The 21746-nt window shown below is 72.0% G+C and carries 21 protein-coding genes; 7 read left to right on the top strand and 14 right to left on the bottom strand.

Going from position 1 to position 21746, the window contains the following annotated elements:
- Nucleotides 1–50: 50 nt before the first annotated feature.
- Genes AC3EU2_RS16315 through kdd form a run of 3 tightly spaced genes read right to left on the bottom strand, consistent with a single transcriptional unit; the run spans nucleotide 51 to nucleotide 4386 of the window.
- Nucleotides 51–1241, bottom strand: a complete 1191-nt coding sequence (locus tag AC3EU2_RS16315; RefSeq protein ID WP_488177330.1) for an acetate/propionate family kinase — start codon at nucleotides 1239–1241, stop codon at nucleotides 51–53.
- Complete coding sequence (gene pta / locus AC3EU2_RS16310) at nucleotides 1238–3298, bottom strand: phosphate acetyltransferase (RefSeq protein ID WP_488177329.1); 2061 nt, start codon at nucleotides 3296–3298, stop codon at nucleotides 1238–1240. The genes AC3EU2_RS16315 and pta overlap by 4 nt, the downstream gene beginning before the upstream one ends.
- A gap of 17 nt (nucleotides 3299–3315) precedes the next feature.
- On the bottom strand, nucleotides 3316–4386 hold the full coding sequence (gene kdd / locus AC3EU2_RS16305; RefSeq protein ID WP_488177328.1) for an L-erythro-3,5-diaminohexanoate dehydrogenase: 1071 nt from the start codon (nucleotides 4384–4386) through the stop codon (nucleotides 3316–3318).
- Nucleotides 4387–4472: 86 nt separating this feature from the next.
- On the opposite strand from kdd, the gene AC3EU2_RS16300 reads away from it, so the two are divergent.
- The 3 genes from AC3EU2_RS16300 to ybaK all read left to right on the top strand — a co-directional run bounded on the left by AC3EU2_RS16300 (nucleotide 4473) and on the right by ybaK (nucleotide 7833).
- Entirely contained in the window at nucleotides 4473–5927 is a 1455-nt protein-coding gene (locus AC3EU2_RS16300; protein WP_488177327.1) for a KamA family radical SAM protein, read from the top strand.
- Between the two features lie 132 nt (nucleotides 5928–6059).
- A complete protein-coding gene (locus AC3EU2_RS16295; protein ID WP_488177326.1) occupies nucleotides 6060–7316 on the top strand; it encodes an MFS transporter in 1257 nt (418 codons plus the stop codon).
- 22 nt (nucleotides 7317–7338) lie between these two features.
- Nucleotides 7339–7833 (top strand): Cys-tRNA(Pro) deacylase, encoded by a 495-nt coding sequence (gene ybaK / locus AC3EU2_RS16290; protein WP_488177325.1) that lies wholly within the window; start codon nucleotides 7339–7341, stop codon nucleotides 7831–7833.
- On the opposite strand, the gene AC3EU2_RS16285 is transcribed toward ybaK, so the two are convergent.
- Complete coding sequence (locus tag AC3EU2_RS16285; RefSeq protein WP_488177324.1) at nucleotides 7830–8249, bottom strand: hypothetical protein; 420 nt, start codon at nucleotides 8247–8249, stop codon at nucleotides 7830–7832. The genes ybaK and AC3EU2_RS16285 overlap by 4 nt on opposite strands.
- A 60-nt stretch (nucleotides 8250–8309) precedes the next feature.
- Nucleotides 8310–8732, bottom strand: a complete 423-nt coding sequence (locus AC3EU2_RS16280; protein WP_488177323.1) for an Lrp/AsnC family transcriptional regulator — start codon at nucleotides 8730–8732, stop codon at nucleotides 8310–8312.
- A gap of 37 nt (nucleotides 8733–8769) precedes the next feature.
- On the opposite strand from AC3EU2_RS16280, the gene AC3EU2_RS16275 reads away from it, so the two are divergent.
- Nucleotides 8770–9129, top strand: a complete 360-nt coding sequence (locus tag AC3EU2_RS16275) for a hypothetical protein (RefSeq protein ID WP_488177322.1) — start codon at nucleotides 8770–8772, stop codon at nucleotides 9127–9129.
- A gap of 27 nt (nucleotides 9130–9156) precedes the next feature.
- Complete coding sequence (locus tag AC3EU2_RS16270) at nucleotides 9157–10101, top strand: 5'-3' exonuclease (protein ID WP_488177321.1); 945 nt, start codon at nucleotides 9157–9159, stop codon at nucleotides 10099–10101.
- A 97-nt stretch (nucleotides 10102–10198) separates the two neighbouring features.
- Here AC3EU2_RS16270 and AC3EU2_RS16265 read toward each other — a convergent pair whose 3' ends face one another.
- The 6 genes from AC3EU2_RS16265 to AC3EU2_RS16240 all read right to left on the bottom strand — a co-directional run bounded on the left by AC3EU2_RS16265 (nucleotide 10199) and on the right by AC3EU2_RS16240 (nucleotide 17070).
- Complete coding sequence (locus tag AC3EU2_RS16265) at nucleotides 10199–13009, bottom strand: DEAD/DEAH box helicase (RefSeq protein WP_488177320.1); 2811 nt, start codon at nucleotides 13007–13009, stop codon at nucleotides 10199–10201.
- Nucleotides 13010–13019: 10 nt separating this feature from the next.
- Nucleotides 13020–13892: a diacylglycerol/lipid kinase family protein gene (locus tag AC3EU2_RS16260; protein WP_488179506.1), complete on the bottom strand. Its 873-nt coding sequence runs from the start codon at nucleotides 13890–13892 to the stop codon at nucleotides 13020–13022.
- 20 nt (nucleotides 13893–13912) lie between these two features.
- Nucleotides 13913–14683 (bottom strand): twin-arginine translocase subunit TatC, encoded by a 771-nt coding sequence (tatC, locus tag AC3EU2_RS16255; protein WP_488177319.1) that lies wholly within the window; start codon nucleotides 14681–14683, stop codon nucleotides 13913–13915.
- 80 nt (nucleotides 14684–14763) lie between these two features.
- Nucleotides 14764–15075, bottom strand: a complete 312-nt coding sequence (tatA, locus tag AC3EU2_RS16250; RefSeq protein WP_488177318.1) for a Sec-independent protein translocase subunit TatA — start codon at nucleotides 15073–15075, stop codon at nucleotides 14764–14766.
- A 34-nt stretch (nucleotides 15076–15109) separates the two neighbouring features.
- Entirely contained in the window at nucleotides 15110–16081 is a 972-nt protein-coding gene (locus AC3EU2_RS16245) for a helix-turn-helix transcriptional regulator (protein WP_488177317.1), read from the bottom strand.
- Nucleotides 16081–17070, bottom strand: a complete 990-nt coding sequence (locus AC3EU2_RS16240; RefSeq protein ID WP_488177316.1) for a helix-turn-helix transcriptional regulator — start codon at nucleotides 17068–17070, stop codon at nucleotides 16081–16083. The genes AC3EU2_RS16245 and AC3EU2_RS16240 overlap by 1 nt, the downstream gene beginning before the upstream one ends.
- A 31-nt stretch (nucleotides 17071–17101) precedes the next feature.
- Between AC3EU2_RS16240 and AC3EU2_RS16235 the strand changes: the two genes are divergently transcribed.
- The gene (locus tag AC3EU2_RS16235) at nucleotides 17102–18205 is read left to right on the top strand and encodes a DUF3866 family protein (RefSeq protein WP_488177315.1); all 1104 of its coding nucleotides are present in this window, start codon (nucleotides 17102–17104) and stop codon (nucleotides 18203–18205) included.
- On the opposite strand, the gene AC3EU2_RS16230 is transcribed toward AC3EU2_RS16235, so the two are convergent.
- The 3 genes from AC3EU2_RS16230 to pafA are packed head-to-tail and all read right to left on the bottom strand — an operon-like array spanning nucleotide 18192 to nucleotide 20978.
- Nucleotides 18192–18575: an FKBP-type peptidyl-prolyl cis-trans isomerase gene (locus AC3EU2_RS16230; RefSeq protein WP_488177314.1), complete on the bottom strand. Its 384-nt coding sequence runs from the start codon at nucleotides 18573–18575 to the stop codon at nucleotides 18192–18194. The two genes, AC3EU2_RS16235 and AC3EU2_RS16230, sit on opposite strands and share 14 nt — an antisense overlap.
- Before the next feature lie 46 nt (nucleotides 18576–18621).
- Complete coding sequence (locus AC3EU2_RS16225) at nucleotides 18622–19560, bottom strand: FKBP-type peptidyl-prolyl cis-trans isomerase (protein WP_488177313.1); 939 nt, start codon at nucleotides 19558–19560, stop codon at nucleotides 18622–18624.
- A 56-nt stretch (nucleotides 19561–19616) separates the two neighbouring features.
- Nucleotides 19617–20978 (bottom strand): Pup--protein ligase, encoded by a 1362-nt coding sequence (pafA, locus tag AC3EU2_RS16220; RefSeq protein ID WP_488177312.1) that lies wholly within the window; start codon nucleotides 20976–20978, stop codon nucleotides 19617–19619.
- A 126-nt stretch (nucleotides 20979–21104) separates the two neighbouring features.
- Between pafA and AC3EU2_RS16215 the strand changes: the two genes are divergently transcribed.
- Nucleotides 21105–21743, top strand: a complete 639-nt coding sequence (locus tag AC3EU2_RS16215; protein WP_488177311.1) for a peroxiredoxin — start codon at nucleotides 21105–21107, stop codon at nucleotides 21741–21743.
- Nucleotides 21744–21746: the final 3 nt, after the last annotated feature.

Here is a 21746-nt window from a genome sequence, read left to right as displayed (position 1 = left end):
CTTCGGCCACCACCCCCTTGTGCCGCAAGATCGACAGCCGGCCAGCTCGGTCAGCCGAGCAGGGCAACGCAGGCCCGGGCGATCTCGAGCTCCTCGTCGGTCGGCACGACCCAGGCCGCGACCCGACTCCGCGCCGTCGTGACGCGCTGCTCGACGCCCCGGCACGCGTTGGCCTCCTCGTCGAGCGCCACGCCGAGGACGCCGAGGCCGGAGAGGACGGCCGCGCGCACGGCGCTGCTGTTCTCGCCGATGCCGCCGGTGAAGGCGATGGCATCGACCCGGCCGAGCAGGACGGCATACGCCCCGACGTACTTGAGGAGCCGGTGGACCATGACGTCGAAGGCGAGCGTGGCGTCGGCGTCGCCGGCGGCCCGACGGTCCTCGATCTCGCGCAGGTCGGAGTCACCGGCGAGCCCCTGGAGGCCGCTGGCCTTGTTGAGCGCCTCGTCGTATGCCGTCGCGTCGAGTCCCGCGACCCGCCCCAGGTAGGCGCCGAGGGCGGGGTCGACGTCCCCCGAGCGGGTGCCCATGACGAGGCCTTCGAGCGGGGAGATCCCCATCGAGGTGTCGACGCTGCGGCCGCCGCGCACCGCACAGGCACTGGCCCCGTTGCCGAGGTGCAGGACGATGACGTTGCACTCCTCGGGGGCGAGGCCGAGGAGAGCCGCCGTGCGCCTCGAGACGTAGCGGTGGGAGGTCCCGTGGAAGCCGTAGCGGCGGACCCTGTGGTGCTCCCGCCACCCCGCCGGGACGGCATACGTGTACGCCTCGGGTGGCAGGGTCTGGTGGAACGCCGTGTCGAAGACGGCGACCTGCGGGACGTCCGGGAAGGCCGCCCGCGCACCGCGGATGCCCTCGAGGTTGGCGGGGTTGTGCAGCGGGGCCAGCGGGACGAGCGCGTGGATCGCGGACACCACGTCGTCGTCGATGACGACCGGCTGGGTGAAGTCGGGCCCGCCGTGCACGACCCGGTGCCCGACGGCGAACAGTCCCATCCCGCCGAGGTCGGGCCCGTGCTCCCGCAGGGCCGCCCGCGCGGCGTCGAGAGCCTCGGTGTGGTCGCGGCAGGTGACGTCCTGCTCGTGGCTCTCGCCCTGCGTCGTGTGCCGCAGCCGCCCGGGTCCGCCGATCCGCTCGACGAGGCCGGTCGCCGCAGTGATCCCGGTGTCGGCGTCGAGCACCTGGTACTTGAGCGAGGAGGACCCCGCGTTGACGACGAGGACCGGTCTGGGGTCGCTCATCGGGCGCCCGCCTGGACCGCGGTGATGGCCACCGTGTTGACGATGTCGCGGACCAGGGCACCGCGCGACAGGTCGTTGACCGGCCGGTTGAGGCCCTGGAGCACCGGCCCGATCGCGACGGCCGACGCACTGCGCTGCACGGCCTTGTAGGTGTTGTTGCCGGTGTTGAGGTCGGGGAAGACGAGGACGGTGGCGCGCCCGGCCACGGGGCTGTCCTTGAGCTTGGTCGCGGCGACGTGCGGGTCGACGGCGGCGTCGTACTGGATGGGTCCCTCGACGAGCAGCTGGGGCGCGCGCTCGTGGACGAGCGCCGTGGCGGCGCGGACCTTGTCGACGTCGGCGCCGGTCCCCGACTCCCCCGTCGAGTAGGACAGCATCGCCACCCGCGGCTCGATGCCGAAGCCCTGCGCCGTGCGGGCGGAGGAGATGGCGATGTCGGCGAGCTGCTCGGCGGTGGGGTCGGGGTTGACGGCGCAGTCCCCGTAGACGAGGACCCGGTCGGAGAGGCACATGAGGAAGACGCTCGAGACCACCGACACGTCCGGTGCGGTCCGGACGATCTCGAGCGCCGGGCGGATCGTGTGGGCCGTGGTGGTGATGCAGCCCGAGACCATCCCGTCGGCGAGCCGCTGGTGGACCATCATCGTCCCGAAGTACGACGGGTCGATCACCCGGTCGCGCGCCTGGTCGAGGGTGACGCCCTTGTGGGCGCGGATCTGGGCGTACTCGGCCGCGAAGCCTTCTCGCAGTGGGCTGGTGGCGGGGTCGATGACCTCCGCCGCAGCGATGTCGACCCCGAGCCGAGCGGCGTGGGAGCGGATCGTGTCCTCGTCGCCGAGGAGGGTGAGCCGGGCGATGCCCCGGGCGAGCACGGTGTCGGCGGCGAGCAGGATCCGGTCCTCGGCGCCCTCGGGCAGGACGATGTGCGCGTGCGACGCGCGGGCCGCGTCGACGAGGCGGTGCTCGAACATCAGCGGCGTCACCGCCCCGCCACCCGTGGTCGCGACCGGCCCGAGGAGCGCCTCCGCGTCGAGCCCGCGCTCGACCATGGCGACGGCGGCGCCGAGCTTGCGGGTGGACTCCGGGGTGAGGCGGCCGCGCGCCGCCCCGAGGCTGCTGGCGGTCGCCATGGTGCCGCCGTCGGTGGCGATGACCGGCAGGACGACGTCGAGCCCCTCGATGAGCCGCTCCACCTGCGGGGGCAGCGGGAAGCCGCCGTTGAGCACGATCCCGGACAGGCTCGGGAACGTCTTGGACCGGTGCGCGAGCAGCACGCCGATGACGACGTCCTCGCGGTCGCCGGGCACGATGACGACGCCTCCCTCGATGAGGCGGTCGAGGACGTGCGGCATCGTCATCGCGGCGACCACGAGGCCCATGCACTCGCGGTCCAGCGAGGCGGGGTCACCGTGCACGAGCCGGCCCGAGCAGGCGTCCATGAGGTCCCTGACGGTGGGCGCCCGCAGCAGGGGGGTCTCGGGCAGGACCTGCACGGGCACGCCGACGCGCTCCGCGACCGCGGACCTCACGTCCTCCAGCACGGTCGGCTCCACCTGGTTGGCGACCACGCCGGTCACGTGCGCGTGGACCCCCCGGGCCGCCGCGACCGCCATCTCCGCAGTCGTGGCCACCTCGAACGGCGCCTGCCCGTGGGCCGGGATGACGAGCAGCAGGCGGGACCCGAGGTTGGCGGCCACCGCTGCGTTGACGGAGAACTCGGTCGGGGCCGCGACGTCGGTGAAGTCCGAGCCCACGACGAGGACGACGTCGTGCTCACGCGCGACGTCGTGGAAGCGGTCGACGATCGCTCCCATGGCGCGCTCGGGCGCGTCGTGCAGGTCGTCGTAGGTCACACCGCACGCCTGCTCGACGGACTGGGTGCCGGGCAGCCGGGCCAGCAGCGTCCGGACGAGCTCGTCGGGCTCCCCTGCCCGCACGATCGGCCGGAACACCCCCACGCGGCCGGCCCGTCGGCTCAGCTGCTCGAGCAGGCCGACGGCGACCGCTGACTTGCCGGAGCGTGCCTGGGTCCCCGCGATGTAGATGCTCGTCGCCACACCGCGAAACTACCCTGCTACCCGTTGAGCCGGCCCTCGAACAGGGCCCGTACCGAGGCGTCGCGCCGCAGGAGGTCCACCGCGTAGGCCGCGTGCCCGGGGACGTAGCCGTTGCCGACGAGCATGATGACGTCCGCGGCCAGGCCCTCGGCACCGAGGGCGGCCGCTGCGAAGCTCGTCGCCATGGAGAAGAAGATGACCGTGCCGCCGTCGAGGGTGGCGAGGATCGCGGGCTGCTCGCAGCCGGTGACGTCGACGCAGACGACGGTGAGGTCGGCCGGGCCGCCGACGCCCTCGAGCGCCTCGGCCAGGCCCAGCGGGTTGCGCGCGTCCGCGACGACGACGTGGGTCGCGAGGCCCGTGCCGTCCAGGAGCTGGGCCTCCTCCTCGTCGCGCACCACCGCGACGCGACGGGTGGCCCCTGCGTCCGCGGCGGCGGCCAGCGAGAGGGAGCCGGACTTGCCCGCTCCCCCGAGCACGACGACCGAGACGTCGTCCGCCCGACCGGGGCGGACGGCATACGACGCGACGGTCCTCGACACGAGCGCCGGTGCGCCGCAGACGTCCATGACCATGAGGGCCAGCTCGGGCGACAGGTCCTCGGGCAGGGTCGCGGCGATCGAGCGGCCGAAGAGGATCGCGTGGCCGCGCGCGGGGACCCGCTCGCCCTGGCCGTCCCACCGCTCGAGGCCGTCGGTGATCGACAGCGGGGTGAGCGAGAGCGAGACGAGCGTCGCCACGCGGTCGCCGGGGCGGAGCCCGAGCGGGGACTCCGGGCCGACCTCGGCCACCGTGCCGATGAGCATGCCGCCACTGCCGGTCACGGGGTTCTGCATCTTGCCCCGCTCCCCCACGATCTCGAGGACCTCGGCGCGGATCGCCGCGCCGTCGCCGGCGTGCTTGTCGTGCAGCTGGCGGTAGGAGGCGGCGTCGAGGTTGAGCGTCTCGACGTCGATGCGGACCTCGTCGGGCCAGATCTCCGCCCGGGTGTCGAGGACGCGGGCGGCCTGCGGGAGGGACGCCCCCGCGGGGTCGACGACGCGGTGCACCCCGAGCGGGGACGAGACGACGCTGGAGGGGACGGACACGCAAGTTCTCCTGTCTGGCGACACGCGGCAACAAATATTGCGGTAGGAATGTGACGGGCGGGCGATCTGTCCGTATCCTCGCATGCATGACGACGAACATCGAGCAGCCCTACGTCTACCGGCAGCGGGAGCTCGTCGAGCCCGACTGGACCCGCTTCCCCGGATGGCGGGCGGTCACGGCGACCGACTGGGCCAGCGCCCAGTGGCAGCGCGCCCACTGCGTCAAGAACGTGGGGCAGCTGCGCACCCTCATGGGCGACTTGCTCACCGACGCGTTCTACGAGGACCTCGAGCGCGACCAGGCCGAGCGCGCGACGATGTCGATGCTCGTCCCTCCGCAGATGCTCAACACCATGGTGAGCGAGATGAGCTGGGCCGACGGCTCGATGCCCGCCGCCGGCGCCGCGTTCACCGAGGCCTTCCTCGCCGACCCGGTGCGCCGCTACATGCTCCCCGTCTTCAGCGACCGCCGTACCGACTGGGCCTCGCACCCGTTCGCGGCCCGCGACAGCCTCCACGAGCACGACATGTGGGCGGTCGAGGGCCTGACCCACCGCTACCCGACCAAGGTGCTCGCCGAGATGCTGCCGACGTGCCCGCAGTACTGCGGCCACTGCACGCGCATGGACCTCGTCGGGAACTCGACGCCCCAGGTGCTCAAGCTCAAGCTCGCCGGCAAGCCCGTCGACCGCCACGCCGCGATGCTCGACTACCTCCAGCGCACGCCGCAGGTGCGCGACGTCGTCGTCTCCGGTGGCGACGTCGCCAACATGCCGTGGAAGAACCTCGAGGGCTTCCTCGACAAGCTCCTGCGCATCGACAACATCCGCGACATCCGGCTGGCGACCAAGGCGCTCATGGGCCTGCCCCAGCACTGGCTCCAGGACGACGTCGTCGAGGGGGTCGCGCGGGTCTCGGCGCTGGCCCGCTCGCGTGGCGTCTCGCTGGCGATCCACACCCACGTCAACCACGCCCAGTCGGTGACGCCGCTCGTCGCAGCGGCTTCCACGGCGATGCTCGAGGCGGGCGTGCGCGACGTCCGCAACCAGGGCGTCCTCATGCGTGGCGTCAACGACACGAGTGAGGACCTGCTCGACCTCTGCTTCGCCCTCCAGGACGAGGCGATGATCACGCCGTACTACTTCTACATGTGCGACATGATCCCGTTCTCGGAGCACTGGCGGCTCGCGCTGCACGAGGCCCAGCACCTGCAGCACTCGATCATGGGCTACCTCCCCGGCTTCGCGACGCCGCGGATCGTCTGCGACGTGCCGTTCGTCGGCAAGCGCTGGGTCCACCAGGTCGACAGCTACGACCGCGACAAGGGGATGTCCTTCTGGCGCAAGAACTACCGCACCTCGATCGAGGGTGAGGACGCGGCTGCCCTGTCACGGGAGTACGTCTACTACGACCCGATCTACACCCTCCCCGAGGTCGGACAGGACTGGTGGCGCACCAACACCGACGTCGACGAGGTGCACGCAGCAGCCCTCGCCGGTGCCGTGGCGAGCCGCGACGCGTCGGTGCGCGACCTCGACTGAACGAGGCCGGACCCCCGAGGGCCTGAACCTCTCCCTGAGGGTCAGGCCCTCGTCGGCGTCCAGGAGGAATGCGCGGGCCGCGGTGAGGGTTCGACTGCTGTCGACCCCGTCGTTTCCTCCGAGAGGCCCTTCATGAGCACGACCAGCACCCGGACCAGCACCGGTCGAGGTGTCGAGCAGCGGCCGACCCCGCCCACGCGGGGCGGTCGGCGACGCCTGGGCCGCGGCCCGGGGTTCCTGCTGGCCCTCGCGTCGGTCATCGCCATGATGGTCGGCGCGAGCGCCCCGTCGCCGTTCTACCCGGTGCTCCAGCAGGAGATCGGGTTCTCCGCGGGCATGATGACGACGATCTTCGGTGTCTACGCACTGGCCCTGCTCGCGACCCTGCTCGTCACCGGTTCCCTGTCGGACCACATCGGCCGGCGCCCCGTCCTGGCGGCGGGCTTCCTCGTCCTCGCCGCGAGCATGGTCGGCTTCTGGCACGCGGACAGCGTCGTGACGCTCCTCGTCTCGCGGGCCGTGCAGGGAGTCGCCGCGGGCCTGCTGCTGTCGGCCATGACCGCGGCCGTCATCGACCTCGAGCCCGCCTCGCGCCCCGGCCTGGCCGCGACGCTCAACAGCGTGACTCCGCTGTTCGGGCTCGCCGCCGGTGCCCTCGTCGCCGGGGCCGTGCTCGACGCCGCCCCCGCAGGAGCCCTGGCCGTCGTCTTCGCCACGCTCACTGTGGTCTACGCCCTCCTGGCCCTCGGCTCCCTCGCGCTGCCCGAGACCTCGCCGCGCCATGAGGGCTGGGTCCGCTCGCTGCGGCCGCAGGTCGGGATCCCCGCGGCCGCGCGTCCCGCCTTCCGGCGCAGCGCCCCGGCCCTCTTCGCCGGCTGGGCCACCGGCGGGCTCTACCTCTCGTTGGGTGCGCCGATCGTGGGACAGCTCCTCGGCGGCAGCTCCCACCTCGCCCAGGGGTCGGTCGTCGCCGTGCTCACCGGCGTGGGATCCCTCAGCTGCTTCCTGGGACGCCACCGCACCGCTCGACAGGTCACGATCTACGGCACGACGATGCTCGCCCTCGGCACCGTGCTGAGCCTGGTCGCGCTGCACGCGGACTCGCTCGTCGGCTTCCTGCTCGCTGCGGTCGTGGCCGGCTCGGGCTTCGGCACCTCGTTCCTCGGGATCATGCGCTCGATCACGCCCACCGTCGGCCCGGAGCAGCGCGGCGAGCTCTTCTCGAGCGTGTTCGTCGTCAGCTACCTCGCGTTCGGCCTCCCTGCCGTCGCCGCTGGTTTCGCCGCGCCCGAGCTGGGCCTGGAGACGACGGCGACGGTCTACGGCCTCGTCGTCGTCGTGCTCTCGGGCGCGGCCGCGCTGCTGCGGACGTTCGCCACGCGCGAGTGACCCGACCGCATACCCTCGCGTCATGGGACGCAAGGACCGCGGTGGCTCGGTGGGCACCCCGGCGACCGTCGCGCTGACCCGCGCCGGGATCGCGTATGCCGTCCGCGCCTACGAGCACGACCCTGCGGCCGAGTCGTTCGGTCTCGAAGCCGCCGAGGCGCTGGGGGTGGAGCCGGCTCGCGTCCTCAAGACGCTGCTCGTCGACACCGGTCCCGGTCTGGCCGTGGGGATCGTGCCCGTCGACCGGCAGCTCGACCTCAAGGCGATGGCGTCGGCGCTGGGCGCCAAGCGAGTCGTGATGGCCGATCCCGTTGCGGCGGAACGCAGCTCGGGCTACGTCGTGGGCGGCATCTCTCCCATCGGGCAGAAGAGGGCGTTGCCGACGGTGCTGGACAGCTCCGCGGGTGCGCACGACACCGTCCTGGTCTCCGGTGGGCGCCGCGGGCTCGACCTCGAGCTGGCGCCCGACGACCTCGTCGACCTCACCCGTGCGGTGGTCGCGCCGATCGCTCGCTAGGACGCCGCACGGAGGTGGTCGGGCATCTCGCGGACGTGGTTGTCGGAGGCGAGATAGGTGCCGAGCAGGGTGACGTCCCGCTCCCGGCACTCCTCGACCACGGCCTGGTGGCACGCCCGGTCGGCGTCGGTGAACAGCCCGGACCCCGGGCGTCCGATGGCGACCACCACCGCTGGGACGTCGAACCGGCCGAGGAACGTGCGCAGCACGTCGCGGACCTTTGCCGCGTCGGAGGCGCCCACCTCCTCGACGAGGATCGGTGTCGCACAGCGGTGGTCGTGGTCGAGGAGGAGGAGGGCGACGCATCCGCCCTCCCTGGCCGAGAGCGTGACGACGAGGTCGACGAGGTCGCTCCGCAGGGTCGGGTCGTCGAGGGGCAGGTCGCGGGAGTGCGGTGGCAGGTCGTGGAAGGTCATGGACCGATCGTGCCGAACAGCCCGGGGGTCGCCGCGGACTTTTCCACAGGGCGCGGGGAGCTACTCCCAGGGAGTGGAGAGCACGACGGTCGTCTTGGTCGACACGTTGGCCGCGGCCCGGATGCGGGCCAACAGCTCCTCCAGCTCGAGGGGCGTGGCCACCCGAACCTTGAGGATGTAGTTCATGTCGCCCGCGACCGAGTGGCACTCCTCGACCGCGTGCAGGTCGCGGATCCGCACCGGGATGTCGTCCGGCGCGGCGGGATCCAACGGCGTGATCGAGATGAAGGCGGTCATCGCCACCCCGACCGCGGCGTGGTCGACCCGGGCCGTGTAGCCCTTGATGACGCCGCGCTTCTCGAGCCGACGGACGCGCTGGTGCACCGCGGACGTCGACATGCCCAGCGCCCGGCCGAGGTCGGTGTAGCTCATCCGGCCGTCGCTCGAGAGCTGCTCCACGATCTTGCGGTCCAGGTCCTCCACGTCGCCAACCCTAGTCACACGGGGCACGATGCTCGTCATGACCGCAGCCGACACACCGCGACGGACCCCGCGCGGGTCGCTCGTCGTCCTCGTCTCGCTCATGGTGCTGTGGCTGACCTGGCTGGTGTGGTTCCGGGTCGCCCCCGACCGCAACGCGAACGGGCAGTGCGAGGGTCTGTTCTTCGGCTGCACGCCGACCCCGCACGACGCGGCCGAGCTGGTGGGAGCACTCGTCCTCGCGCCGCTGAGCGTGGTCGTCACCGCGGTCACCGGCGTGGTCCGACTACTCCGGATCAGAAGGGGCTCGCCGCGCACCGTCTTGGACGTCGCCCTGGCCGGCCTGCTCGCCTCGGCGCTCGCCGTCGGGGTCGCCGAGTCGGTGATCGGCGCGTTCTGACGAGGAGCGTGCAATACCCTCGGCCTCATGTCGACGACGCCTCGCCCCGCTGACAAGCTGCTCCTGCTCGACTCCGCCTCGCTCTACTTCCGGGCGTTCTTCGGCGTGCCGGACCAGCGGGACTCCACCGACGAGCACCCGACCAACGCGCTGCGCGGCTTCCTCGACATGATCGCGACCCTCGTCAACGCGCACCGGCCGACCCACCTCGTCGCGTGCTGGGACGACGACTGGCGTCCGCAGTTCCGAGTCGACCTCATCCCGACGTACAAGACCCACCGCCTCACCGAGGGCAGCGACGTCGTCGAGGAGTCCCCCGACGACCTCACCCCCCAGGTCCCCCTCATCCGGGATGCACTGGCCGCCCTCGGCATCCCGCGCCTCGGGGCCCCGGGCTTCGAGGCCGACGACGTCATCGGCACCCTCGTGGAGCGACACCGCGGGTCGATGGCGATCGACGTCGTCACGGGCGACCGCGACCTGCTCCAGCTCATCGACGACGCGCACGGGGTCCGCGTCCTCTACACCGGCAAGGGCGGGGTGCGTGAGCCGGACATCGGGACGCAGGCCTACCTGCAGGAGAAGTACGCCGTCCCCGACGGTGACGCCTACGCCGACATGTCGATCCTGCGCGGCGACACCAGTGACGGCCTCCCCGGCGTCAAGGGCATCGGCGACAAGACCGCGGCACAGCTCATCGCGGCATACGGGTCCCTGGACGGACTGCGCAAGGCGGTCGCCGACGGTGACCCGGCCATCAAGGGCGCGCGGCGGACCAACCTCGAGGCGGCCAGCGCCTACCTCGACGTGGCCCCCCGGGTCGTCCGGGTCGCCCTGGACGCCCCCGTGGCCGACGTCGACATCGCGCTGCCGACCGCGGTGGCGGACACGCGGCTGCTGAGCGAGCTCGCCTCGACCTACGGCGTGACGAACCCGATCAACCGCGTCCTCGCGGCCCTCCAGATCCCCTGACCGGCCGCCGGGCACGGCGCGCCGCGCGACTGGCGGCGCGCCGGGCGGCAGGCGGCGTGTCGCGTGCCCAACGGGGGAATTGGCGAGTTGGGGACGGTCAGTCGAGCCGGTCGGCGGCGACGACGCCCCGCCTCACGCCGTCGATCGCCTTGCGGGCCGTGCGCCGCAGCTCGGAGTCGGGAGCGGCGTCGCCGATCTGGCCGAGGAGGTCGACGATCTGCTTGCACCGGCGCACGAAGTCACCGGCCGCCATGTCGCTCCCGCGGAGGACGGCGTCGAGCCCCTCGCCGCTGGCCCACCGGTGCACCATCCACGCCATGCCACCGTCGGGCGCATCGGTCCGCTCGAGGCCGTGCTCCTCCTCGAGGTCGTCGAGCTCGCTCCACCGGCGCTGCATCTCGGCGACCGCCATGGCCACGTCGTCCGTCGGCATCCGCGGTGACGGGTCGGCCTGCTCGTGGCGTGGCTCGTGCACCAGGGTCGAGACGCAGGCGGCGAGCCCGGCCGCGTCGAGGCGCTTCCAGATGTCGGCCCGCAGGCACTCGGCAGCGAGGAGGTCCCGCTCGGTGTAGAGGCGTCGCAGCCGCTCCCCGCGATCGCTCACGGCCCCCTCGGCGTCGAGGTAGCCCAGATGGGTGAGCACCACACAGATGCGGTCGAAGGTCCGGGCGACCGAGTTGGTGCGGCCCTCGACCTTGCGCTGGAGCCCGGACGTCTCGCGCCTGAGGCGGTACCAGCGCTCGGCCCAGCGCGCGTGGTCCTCGCGTTCCGGGCACTGGTGGCAGGGGTGCGCCTTGAGCTCACGGCGCAGGTGGTCGATGCGGTCGCTCTCCTGGGCGGCCTGCGCCGCACGCTCCTTGACCGCCTTCGGCGGCGGGTCGTGGGGCACCGCGATGCGCATCGTCGTGGCGAGGTCGCGGCGCGACTTCGGTGACTTGGGGTTGAAGTGCTTCGGGACGGTGATCCGGGTGGCGGCCTCGACCGGCACGGGGACGTCGACGTGGGTGAGCCTGCGGAACTGCCGGTCCTCGGTGACGACCCCCGGTCCGCTGGGCGCTCCCTTGCCCGACCGCGCCGCCTGGACCACGACGGCCCACCCCGACCGCCGACCGGCGGGCACCTTGATGACGTCACCGACCTTGAGGACGTCGAGGCTGACCGCGGCCTCGGCCCGGCGGCTGGCCGACCGCTTCTGGGCGCCGTCCTTCTCCGCGTCGGCGATGGCGCGGCGCAGCCCGGCGTACTCGCGGAAGTCGCCGAGGTGGCAGTGCATCGACTCGGCGTAGCCGGCGAGGGCCTCGTCGTTGCGGCGCACCTTGGTGGCGAGCCCGACGACCGCCCGGTCGGCCTGGAACTGCGCGAACGAGGTCTCGAGGATCTCGCGCGCCACCTGGCGGCCGACCTGCGCCACGAGGTTGACGGCCATGTTGTAGGTCGGGCGGAAGCTCGAGCGCAACGGGTAGGTCCGCGTCGAGGCGAGACCGCCGACGGCGAGCGGGTCCAGCCCCCGGCTCCACTGCACGACCGCGTGGCCCTCGATGTCGATGCCGCGACGTCCGGCGCGGCCGGTGAGCTGGGTGTACTCGGCCGGTGTGACGTCGGCGTGCGTCTCCCCGTTGAACTTGACGAGCTTCTCGAGGACCACCGTCCGGGCCGGCATGTTGATGCCGAGGGCGAGGGTCTCGGTCGCGAACACCGCCCGGATCCGACCGGCGGTGAAGAGCTCCTCGACGATCTCGCGGAACAGCGGCAGCATCCCGGCGTGGTGGCAGGCGAAGCCGCGCGAGAGCCCCTCGACGAAGTCCCAGTAGCCGAGAACGCCCAGGTCCTCGTCGGCGAGCGAGCCCATCCGCTCCTCGACGTGGCGACGGATGCGACCCCCCTCACGCTGCGGGATGAGCCTGGTGTCGGCCGAGAGCAGCTGTCCGACCGCGCCCTCGCAGCCCATGCGGCTGAAGATGAAGGTGATGGCCGGCAGCAGGCCGTCGCGGTCGAGCTGGGCGACGACCTCGGCGCGGGTCGCTCCCCCACCTGGCCGTCCGCCGCGGACGAACCCGCGCTGGTCGCGTCCGCCGGAGCCGTTCCCGCGCTGGTCGCGTCCGCCGGAGCCGTTCCCGCGCTCCGGCACCGCGTGACGACCACGTCCGTTGTCACGGGTGCTGCCCCGCACCCAGCCGTTGTCGACGCGGCGCTGCTCGGCAGAACGGATCGCCTGGACGAGGTCCGGGTTGACCCGTGGGGTCGACCCGTCCTCCCGGGGTTCGGCCGTCTCGTCGACGAAGAGGTCGAACATCGAGCTGCCGACGAGCATGTGCTGCCACAACGGCACCGGCCGGTGCTCCGAGACGACGACGGCGTGGTTGCCCCGCACCTCGGCGAGCCAGTCGCCGAACTCCTCCGCGTTGCTCACCGTCGCCGACAGCGAGATCACCTGCACCGACTCCGGCAGGTGGATGATGACCTCCTCCCAGACGGCGCCCCGGAAGCGGTCGGCGAGGTAGTGGACCTCGTCCATGACGACGAAGCCGAGTCCGGTGAGGGTGGAGCTGCCGGCATACACCATGTTGCGCAGCACCTCGGTGGTCATGACGACCACCGGGGCGTTGCCGTTGACCGACGAGTCGCCGGTGAGCAGGCCGACCCGGTCGACGCCGTGGATGGCGACGAGGTCGTGGTACTTCTGGTTCGACAGGGCCTTGATCGGCGTCGTGTAGAACGCCTTGCGGCCGGTGGCGAGGGCCATGTGGACGGCGAACTCGCCGACGATCGTCTTGCCGGCGCCGGTGGGGGCGGCCACGAGGACCCCCTGCCCGGCCTCGACCGACTGGCAGCCCTGCACCTGGAAGTCGTCCAGGGGGAACTCCAGCGAGGCCGTGAATGCCGCGAGATGTGGCCCCGGAGTGCTCATGCGGGTCAGGCTACGTCAGGACGGTCACGGCGCCCGGGACGACCTCGCACTCCATCGGCAGCGGTCCGAATCGCTCCCCGTCGGCGTACGCGACGATCCCGGTCGCCTCGAGCCGGACCCGACGGCCCTGCAGGATCTCGACGGCCGGGTGGCCGACGTGCGCACCCGTGAAGACCTTGGGGAAGACACGCAGCAGGGTCGCGGTCGAGACCTCGTGCAGGACGAGCACGTCGAGGAGCCCGTCGTCGTAGGACGCCGACGGCACCACCCGCATGCCCCCTCCGTAGGACGGCCCGTTGGCGACCGCGACGAGCATCGCCCTCGTCTCGTGACGCGTCCCGTCGATCTCGATGACGTAGGGGATCGGGCGGAAGACGCCGAGCTCGCGCAGGATCGCGAGGTTGTAGCGCATCTGCCCCTTGGGCCATCGCCAGCCGTTGGCGCGCTCGTTGACGATGGCGTCGAACCCGGCCGCGAGAACGCCGGCGAACCAGCGGTCCTCACCCCGCGGCGTGACGTGGCGGATGGCGTCGATGCGACGGGTCCCGCCATGCGTGATGCGCTCGACGGCCTTGGCGGCGTCGCGCACGGGCAGGCCGAGCTCGCGGGCGTTGTCGTTGCCCGTGCCCGAGGCGATGATGCCGAGCGGGACGTCGGTGCCGGCGACGAGGTTGACACCGAGGTGGACCATCCCGTCACCGCCGGCGACGACCACGCAGTCGACCGCGCGGTCGGCGATGGCGGCTCGCCCCCGCGCCAAGGCGTGCGCCCCGTCCATGGCGGAGAGGTCGATGACGTCGTGCCCCGCGGCGGCGAGGAGCGTGGCCGCCTCCCGACCGATCCGGGCACCCGTGTTCTTGCCGGCGGTCGGGTTGATGACCATGCCGACGCGCAGCTTCGCGGTCACAGGGCCGAGGCCTCGTCGTCCGAGGTCTCGAGCCAGTCGGGCCGGGCCTTCTCGCGACGACGGTCGATGAGGCGGGCGATCCCGTAGGCGACGAAGTACAGGAGGATGAGCGGGGTGGCGAGCAGGAACATCGTCATCGGGTCGGCGGTGGGGGTGGCCACGGCTGCGAACACGAAGATGAGGACGACGGCCACGCGCCACCCCTTGATCATCTTCTGCGCGGGCAGGATCCCGACCGCGTTGAAGGCGACGAGGAAGACGGGGAAGAGGAACCCGCCACCGAAGACGAGGATGAAGCGGGTGACGAACGAGAAGTAGGCCGAGACCTGCTGGATGTTCGAGGTGCCCGACGGCGAGAAGCCGTAGAGGAGCTGGAGCGACTGCGGCAGCACGACGTAGCCGAGCAGGCAGCCGCCGAGGAAGAGCGGCACGGTCGCGGCGATGAACGCCAGCGAGATCCGCTTCTCCTTCTTCGTCAGCCCCGGAACGACGAACGCCCACGCCTGGTACAGCCACACCGGGCTCGCGGCGAGGACCCCGACGAAGACCGACAGCGTGATGAGGTTGGAGAAGGCCGACGTCGCCTCGCCGAAGTTGAGGCTGATCGCGCTCTGCGGGTTGGACCGCTTGTAGTCGTTGAAGGGCGCCGCGAGGAAGGTGAAGATCCGCTCGTAGTTCAGCCCCGCGGCGACCGCCGCGACGAGCACGGTGACCGCCGCGATGAGGATGCGGCGCCGGAACTCGCGCAGGTGGTCGCCGAGCGACATCCTGCCTTCGGGGTCACGCTCGCGCCGTCGAGGCAGGCGAGGACGACCGGGTCTCGCGACGCGGGCCATGGGACGAGAGGTCAGACGATCTTGCGGTCGCCGGACTGCTCGCCCGAGAGGTTGTCGGTGCGGGGTGCGTCCTCGACGATCGGCGAGGTGCCCTGCGGGGTCGTCAGGTCGACGCCGGCGTCACGACGCACCGTCTCACCGGTGACGGTCTCGGAGGGCTTCTTGTCCTTGCCGTCGGTCTTCATCTCGTCGACCTCGGACTTGAAGACGCGAGCCGAGCGGCCGAGGCTGCGCGCCGCGTCGGGAAGGCGCTTCCAGCCGAAGATGACGATGAGAAGCACCGCGATGATGATGATCTCGGGGGGCCCGAAGTTGCGAAGCATGAGGCTGTGCCTTCTTCCGATGAGAGGTCTGCAGTCAGTCTACGTCGTGGGTGCGCGGAGCCAGGGCTGCGCGGGCCCGGTCGGCCAGCCGTTTGCGCAGGTCCGGGGGTGCGACGACGACGGCGTGGCCGCCGAGGCGCAGCACGAGCCGCTCCAGCCAAGCCGTGTCTGCCGTGCGGAGGGTGATGGTCCGCGACCCGTCCGCGGCGTCGCTCGACGACTCCACGGGGTAGTAGTCGCTGACCCACAGCGCGCCCGGAAGGAGCCGCAAGGTGACGACGAGGTCGTCCTCGGTGGGGCTGAAGATGCTGTCGCCGACGTCGCGCGGCGAGACCCCCGCGGGCGGGGTGCCGTCCTCGTCGAGCACCGTGAGGGCCTCCACGCGGTCGAGCCGGAAGACCCGGACCCCCACGGCACGGTGGCACCAGCCCTCGAGGTACCAGTAGCCGTCAGCGGCGATGACCCGCATCGGGTCGACGTCACGCTCGGTCGACTCGTCGCGTCCGGGCACGTGGTAGGTGAGGTGCAGCCGCCGGTGGCGCTGGACGCCCTCTCGGGCCCGGGCGAGGACGACGTCGTCGACCCCCGCACTCGCAAGGTCCACGGACACGCGGGCCGCCGGCTCCGCCGAGGTGCCGGCCGCGGCCTCGAGCTTGGCCAGGGCGCGCTCGATGGCGTCGCGCTCGGTGAGCCCGGGGACGTCGAGGAGCGTGCGCAGCCCGACGATGAGCGTCACGGCCTCGTCCACCCCGAGGCGCAGGGGACGGGAGATCGCGTCGGCGTTGCCGACGAAGACGCGGCCCCCCTCCCAGTCCGCCTCGATGAGCTCGTCGGGCATCTGCCCGTAGCCGCAGAGGAAGAGCAGGTTGAGGTCGGACTCGAGCTGCTCGACCGTGACGTCGAGGCCGCGCGCGGCCTCCTCGAGCTCGATGCCCTGGCGGTTGACGAGCCACGGGACCATCGTCAGGAGGCGGGTCAGCCGGCTCGTCGCCGTCTCGACGGCCATCAGGCGCTCGCGTCGTGCGCGGCGAGGGTGTCCCGCAGGTGCCGGCGGACGCGGTCGAGGAGCTCGGGCGGCTCGACGACGACGACGGCGTCACCGTGGCCGGCCAGCTCGGCGGCGAACCCGTCGACGTCGTGGAAGTCGACGGTCAGCTCGGACCACCCGCTGTCGGTCTCGGCGGTGGCCGTCGCGCGGCGGCGGAGGCTGTGCGCGGCACCGGGCCGGACGCGGACGCGCGCCGGACGGGCCTCGCCCCCAGCGTCGGAGCCCTCGACGAGGACACGGGCCTCGTGGTCGGCGGGCACCTCGAACGACCCGGGGCGCCCGGCCGTGCGGACGCGGCCGTCGATCCGCGACAGCCGGAAGACCCGCGTGTCCTCGCGGTCGAGGTCGTGCCCGGCGAGGTACCAGCGGCCGTGCCACTGGACGAGCGACCAGGGCTGCACGTTGCGGGTCCGGGTCTGGCTGCCCTCCGGGCGGCGGTAGTCGAACGTGACCGGGGTGCGGCTCAGCACGGCGTCCTTGACCGCCTCGAACGCCGGCTCGGTCGTGCGCAGCCGCGGCTCGATGCCGATGAGGGCGCCCTCGTCGCGCTCGACGCCGGCCGCGCGCAGCTTGCGCAGGGCCTCGGCCGCGGGACCGGCCATCGAGGCGTGCGCCCAGCTGCGGCTGGCGAGGCCGAGGACGGCCAGCTCGTCGGGCTCGAAGTCGATGTCGGGCAGGGCGTAGTCGCGCTGGTGGATGCGGTAGCCGGGCTCGTCCTCGTGGAACGCGTCGATCTCCTCGGTCGCGAGCGGCACGCCGAGCCCGCGCAGCTCGTCCTTGTCGCGCTCGAACATCCGGTCGAAGGCCTCGGTCGACGCGGTCGCGCCGTACTGGGGCACGAGGGTGCGGATCTGCGCCTTGGACAGCGGCCGGCGCGTGTAGAGGAGGACGAGCACGAGGTTGAGGAGGCGCTCGGTCTTGGCGGCCGTGCCCGTCGCTGCGCTCATGGCTGCGACGCTACTCGATAGCCTGCGCGGTGTGATGCAGTGGCGCGAGGGCGCGGTCGTCGAGACAATCCGTGAGTGGCCGGGTGCGGTGGAGTATGCCGTGAGGCTGGCTTCGCCCGACGGGACCGGGTCGGAGGTGCGCGCCCTCGCCTACACGGGGATGGTCGGGCGACCGGAGCCGGGTGACCGGGTCATCCTCAACGCCTCGGCCCTGCTCAAGGGGCTGGGCACGGGTGGCCTGGCGTTCGTCGTGGCGATCCCCGACCGCCTCCCGGACGACGCCCCCGACTCCCTCGGCCACATCGTCAAGGCGCGCTACACCCCGCAACAGCAGATGTTCCTCGCGGTCGACGAGCAGGACAGCATCCACCACGACGTGCTCCTCGAGGCCGACTCCCTCGAGGGGATGCCCGTCGTCGTCGCGGACCTCCACTCCGCACTGCCCGCCGTCATCGCGGGCGTGCGGCTGGCGAGGCCCGGCGCGAAGGTCGCCTACGTCATGACCGACGGCGGAGCCCTCCCGATCGCGTTCTCCCGCGCCGTGGCCGGCCTCACGGAGGCCGGCTGGCTCGCGGCGACCGTCACCGTGGGGCAGGCCTTCGGCGGGAACCACGAGGCGGTGTCGCTGCACAGCGGGCTGCTCGCGGCCAGGCACGTCGTGGGCGCCGAGGTCACCGTCGTGACGCAGGGCCCCGGCAACGTCGGCACCGGCACCCCGTGGGGCTACTCGGGGATCGCGGCCGCCGAGGCCCTGCACGCCACCCACGTCCTGGGGGGCACCTCGATCGCGGCCCTGCGCGTCTCGGGAGGTGACTCACGCCCCCGGCACCGCGGGATCTCGCACCACAGCACGACGGCATACGGGAAGGCCCTGCTCTCCCCCGCGATCGTGCCGGTCCTCGCGGGCGGCGGTGAGCTCGCGGCCCTCGTGCGACGGCAGGCCACCGCGATGGCCGCAACCAGCCGTGCCGACCTCGACGTCGTCGAGATCGGCACCGAGGGTGTGCTGGACGCGCTGCGACAGACCCCGGTGCGGCTCTCGACGATGGGTCGGGGCCTCGAGGACGACCTTGCGGCGTTCGTCCTCAGTGCCGTCGCGGGGGTGTGCGCCGCGCAGCGGGTCAGCGAACGCTGACGAGGTCCACGACGAAGACCAGGCTCTCGCCGGGCTGGATGACGGCGCCGGCGCCGCGCTCCCCGTAGGCGAGGTCGCTGGGGATGTGCAGCCGGCGACGGCCGCCCTCCTTCATGCCGGCGATGCCGTCGTCCCAGCCGCGGATGACCTGGCCCACGCCGAGGCGGAAGGTCAGGGGCTCGCCGCGGTTCCAGGAGGCGTCGAACTCCTCGCCGGTGGAGTGGGCGACACCGACGTAGTGGCAGGACACGGTGGAGCCGGTCGTGGCCTCGGCGCCGTCACCGACGGTGAGGTCCTCGATGACGAGCTCGGTGGGGACCTCGCCGGGGAAGTCGATCTCGGGGCGGGTCGTGTTCGGGTCGAAGCCCATGGGGTGGGGTCCTCTCGGTGACGGTCGTGCGGACGGGTGGTACGGCTCAGACGGCGGCGAGGATGTCGACGACGAACACCATGGTGTCGGTGCCCTTGATCTCACCCTGGCCCTGGGCGCCGTAGCCGTCGGCCGGGGGGACGACGAGGAGCAGGCGGCTTCCGACGGTCTGGCCGACGATCGACTTGTCCCAGCCCGGGACGACCTGGCCGACGCCGATGGCGGTCGTGAAGCCGGTGGCGTTGGAGTCGAAGACCTTGCCGCTGCCCCAGAGCGCGCCGGTGTAGGCGACCCGCACGGTCTGGCCGGTCGCGACCTTCGCGCCCTTGCCCGTGACGAGCGGCTGGGTGACGAGGGCGGTGGGCGGCGTGGCCTTCGGCATGGTGATCGTCGCCTCCTTGCCCGCGTTCATCGTCACCGTGGGGAGCCCGGCCTTGGGCGCGACGGCGGCACCCTCGGCCTCCTTGAGGGACGGCGAGCCCTTGATGACGTCGACGACGAAGACGACGGGGTCCTCGGCCTTGAGACCCAGGCCGGTGTTGCCCTGCGGCCCGAAGACGTCGGCGGACGGGGCCGCGAGCAGCAGGCGGGAGCCGGGCTTGGCGCCCTTGAGCTGGTTGGTGAGGATCGGCAGCATCTGCTGGTCGGACAGGTCGATGCCGAGCGTCTGGTTGTCCTTCCAGGTGCTCGTCGCGACCTTGCCGTCGGTGCCGTTGACGATCTGGACGTGCACGGCGGTGAGGTCGCTCGCGCCGAGCGGCGTCCCCTCGCCCTCGGTGACGACCCGCTTGACCTCTTCGGTGACCTTGAGCGGCGTCGGAGCGATGGTGACCTTCGGCTCCTTGGCGGCCTCACCCTCGACCTTGACCTGGGCCAGGGGGCCGGTGGCGGCAGGCGTGTCGTCGGAGGATTCACCGCAGCCGACGAGGGCGATGAGGCCCACCGTCAGGGCGGCGGCGAGGGGAGCGAGACGGGCGCGGGACACAGGAATACCTCAGATCGAGCGGGGTGGGGGAAGGTCCACCATAACCACAGGACCTGTCACATCCCTGAGATCAACCGCTCCACCCGGGGGTCCTCGCTGCGGAACGGGTCCTTGCACAGCACGGTGCGCTGGGCCTGGTCGTTGAGCTTGAGGTGCACCCAGTCGACGGTGAAGTCACGCCGGTGCTCCTGAGCCGCCCGGATGAAGTCGCCGCGCAGCTTGGCGCGGGTGGTCTGGGGCGGCTTGACCTTCGCCTCGAACACCTCCGGGTCGGTGACGGCACGAGCCGCCCTCCCCCGAGCCTGGAGCAGGTAGAACAGGCCCCGGCGCCGGTCGATGTCGTGGTACGCGAGGTCGATCTGGGCGAGGCGGGGGTGGTCCAGGCCCATGCCGTGCTTGGTCGCGTACTGGTCGAGGAGCTTGTACTTGATCATCCAGTCGATCTCGGTGTCGACGGACGCGTGGTTGCCGCTCTCGACCGCGTCGAGCGTGCGCTCCCAGAGGTCGAGGACGGTCTTGTGGTCCGGGTCGCGCGCCCCCTCCCGGTCGACGTATGCCGTCGCGGCGGCGAGGTACTCGCGCTGCAGGTCGAGGGCGCTCAGCTCACGACCGTTGGCCAGGCGCACGGTGCGCCGGCCGGTCATGTCGTGGCTGATCTCGCGGATGGCGCGGATCGGGTTCTCGAGCGTGAGGTCGCGCATGACCACCCCGTCCTCGATCATCCGCAGGACGAGGTCGCACGAGCCGACCTTGAGCATCGTCGTCGTCTCGCTCATGTTGGAGTCGCCGACGATGACGTGGAGCCGCCGGTAGTGCTCGGCGTCGGCGTGCGGTTCGTCCCGGGTGTTGATGATCGGTCGGCTGCGCGTCGTCGCCGACGACACGCCCTCCCAGATGTGGTCCGCGCGCTGGCTCACGGCATACTCCACGCCCTTGGAGGTGCGCACGAGCTTGCCTGCGCCACAAGTGATCTGGCGGCTGATGAGGAAAGGCAGCAGCGCGTCCGAGAAGACCTGGAAGTCGCCGGCGCGGCCGATGAGGTAGTTCTCGTGGCAGCCGTAGGAGTTGCCGGCCGAGTCGGTGTTGTTCTTGAAGACGTAGATGTCGCCGGCGACGCCGTCCTCGCGCAGGCGTACCTGGGCGTCGGCGACGAGCCCCTCGACGATCCGCTCCCCCGCGCGGTCGTGGGCGACGAGCTGGCGCAGGGAGTCGCACTCGGCCGTGGCGTACTCGGGGTGGCTGCCGACATCGAGGTAGAGGCGCGAGCCGTTCGCGAGGAAGACGTTGCTCGACCGGCCCCACGCGACGACCTTGCGGAAGAGGTAGCGGGCCACCTCGTCGGGGGTCAGGGTGCGCTGGCCGTCGGACGAGGCGGTGATCCCGTACTCGTTCTCGATCCCGAAGATCCGTCGCTCCATGGGCCAACCCTAGTCACGACTCCCCCGCTCGGCGTCCAGCATCCGGAACGCCGGTACCAGCCCTCGACACCTAACGGCATGTTTGGCATCGGACAACACCTTGTTATCTCTGAGAGGACCACCCCCATGGCCACGCTGCGTCTCGGCGACCACGCCCCCGACTTCACCGCCGACACCACCGAGGGTGAGATCAGCTTCCACGACTGGAAGGGCGACGGCTGGGCCGTCCTCTTCAGCCACCCGGCCGACTTCACGCCCGTCTGCACGACCGAGCTCGGTCGGGTCGCGGCGCTCAAGGACGAGTGGGCCCGGCGCGACGCCAAGGTGCTCGCCGTCTCGGTCGACGCCATCGACGACCACCACGCGTGGAAGGCCGACATCGAGGAGGTCGGCGGCGCCGCCGTGACCTACCCGATCGTCGCCGACCAGGACCGCAGGGTCGCCGAGCTCTACGACATGATCCACCCCGGCGAGGGCGACACCTCGAGCGTCCGTTCGGTCTTCCTCATCGACCCCCAGGGCAAGGTGCGGCTCTCCCTCACCTACCCCAAGAGCGCGGGTCGCAACTTCGACGAGGTGCTGCGCGCGCTCGACGCGCTCCAGGTGAACGACTCCGGCCCGTTCTCGACCCCGGCGGACTGGAAGCCGGGCGAGCGCGTCATCGTGGCCCCGACCGTGTCGACGGCCGACGCCCGCGAGCGGTTCGTGAACGTCGAGGAGGTCAAGCCCTACCTCCGGTACGCCAACGCCCCCACCAAGGCCTGATCC

This window comes from Knoellia sp. B-D-2 (assembly GCF_057714695.1).
Note: the sequence above shows the minus strand (reverse complement) of the source record. Positions and strands in the feature narration are given on the sequence as shown.

Excerpts from the sequence above, each read along its gene's own strand:
- AC3EU2_RS16245 (WP_488177317.1), bottom strand. The coding sequence starts at position 16,081 with ATGGCCGTCGAGACGGCGACGAGCCGGCTGACCCGCCTCCTGACGATG.
- AC3EU2_RS16270 (WP_488177321.1), top strand. The coding sequence starts at position 9,157 with ATGTCGACGACGCCTCGCCCCGCTGACAAGCTGCTCCTGCTCGACTCC.
- AC3EU2_RS16295 (WP_488177326.1), top strand. The coding sequence starts at position 6,060 with ATGAGCACGACCAGCACCCGGACCAGCACCGGTCGAGGTGTCGAGCAG.
- pafA (WP_488177312.1), bottom strand. The coding sequence starts at position 20,978 with ATGGAGCGACGGATCTTCGGGATCGAGAACGAGTACGGGATCACCGCC.
- AC3EU2_RS16285 (WP_488177324.1), bottom strand. The coding sequence starts at position 8,249 with ATGACCTTCCACGACCTGCCACCGCACTCCCGCGACCTGCCCCTCGAC.
- tatA (WP_488177318.1), bottom strand. The coding sequence starts at position 15,075 with ATGCTTCGCAACTTCGGGCCCCCCGAGATCATCATCATCGCGGTGCTT.
- tatC (WP_488177319.1), bottom strand. The coding sequence starts at position 14,683 with ATGTCGCTCGGCGACCACCTGCGCGAGTTCCGGCGCCGCATCCTCATC.
- AC3EU2_RS16300 (WP_488177327.1), top strand. The coding sequence starts at position 4,473 with ATGACGACGAACATCGAGCAGCCCTACGTCTACCGGCAGCGGGAGCTC.
- ybaK (WP_488177325.1), top strand. The coding sequence starts at position 7,339 with ATGGGACGCAAGGACCGCGGTGGCTCGGTGGGCACCCCGGCGACCGTC.
- AC3EU2_RS16240 (WP_488177316.1), bottom strand. The coding sequence starts at position 17,070 with ATGAGCGCAGCGACGGGCACGGCCGCCAAGACCGAGCGCCTCCTCAAC.
- AC3EU2_RS16265 (WP_488177320.1), bottom strand. The coding sequence starts at position 13,009 with ATGAGCACTCCGGGGCCACATCTCGCGGCATTCACGGCCTCGCTGGAG.
- AC3EU2_RS16275 (WP_488177322.1), top strand. The coding sequence starts at position 8,770 with ATGACCGCAGCCGACACACCGCGACGGACCCCGCGCGGGTCGCTCGTC.
- AC3EU2_RS16230 (WP_488177314.1), bottom strand. The coding sequence starts at position 18,575 with ATGGGCTTCGACCCGAACACGACCCGCCCCGAGATCGACTTCCCCGGC.
- AC3EU2_RS16260 (WP_488179506.1), bottom strand. The coding sequence starts at position 13,892 with ATGGTCATCAACCCGACCGCCGGCAAGAACACGGGTGCCCGGATCGGT.
- AC3EU2_RS16215 (WP_488177311.1), top strand. The coding sequence starts at position 21,105 with ATGGCCACGCTGCGTCTCGGCGACCACGCCCCCGACTTCACCGCCGAC.
- AC3EU2_RS16315 (WP_488177330.1), bottom strand. The coding sequence starts at position 1,241 with ATGAGCGACCCCAGACCGGTCCTCGTCGTCAACGCGGGGTCCTCCTCG.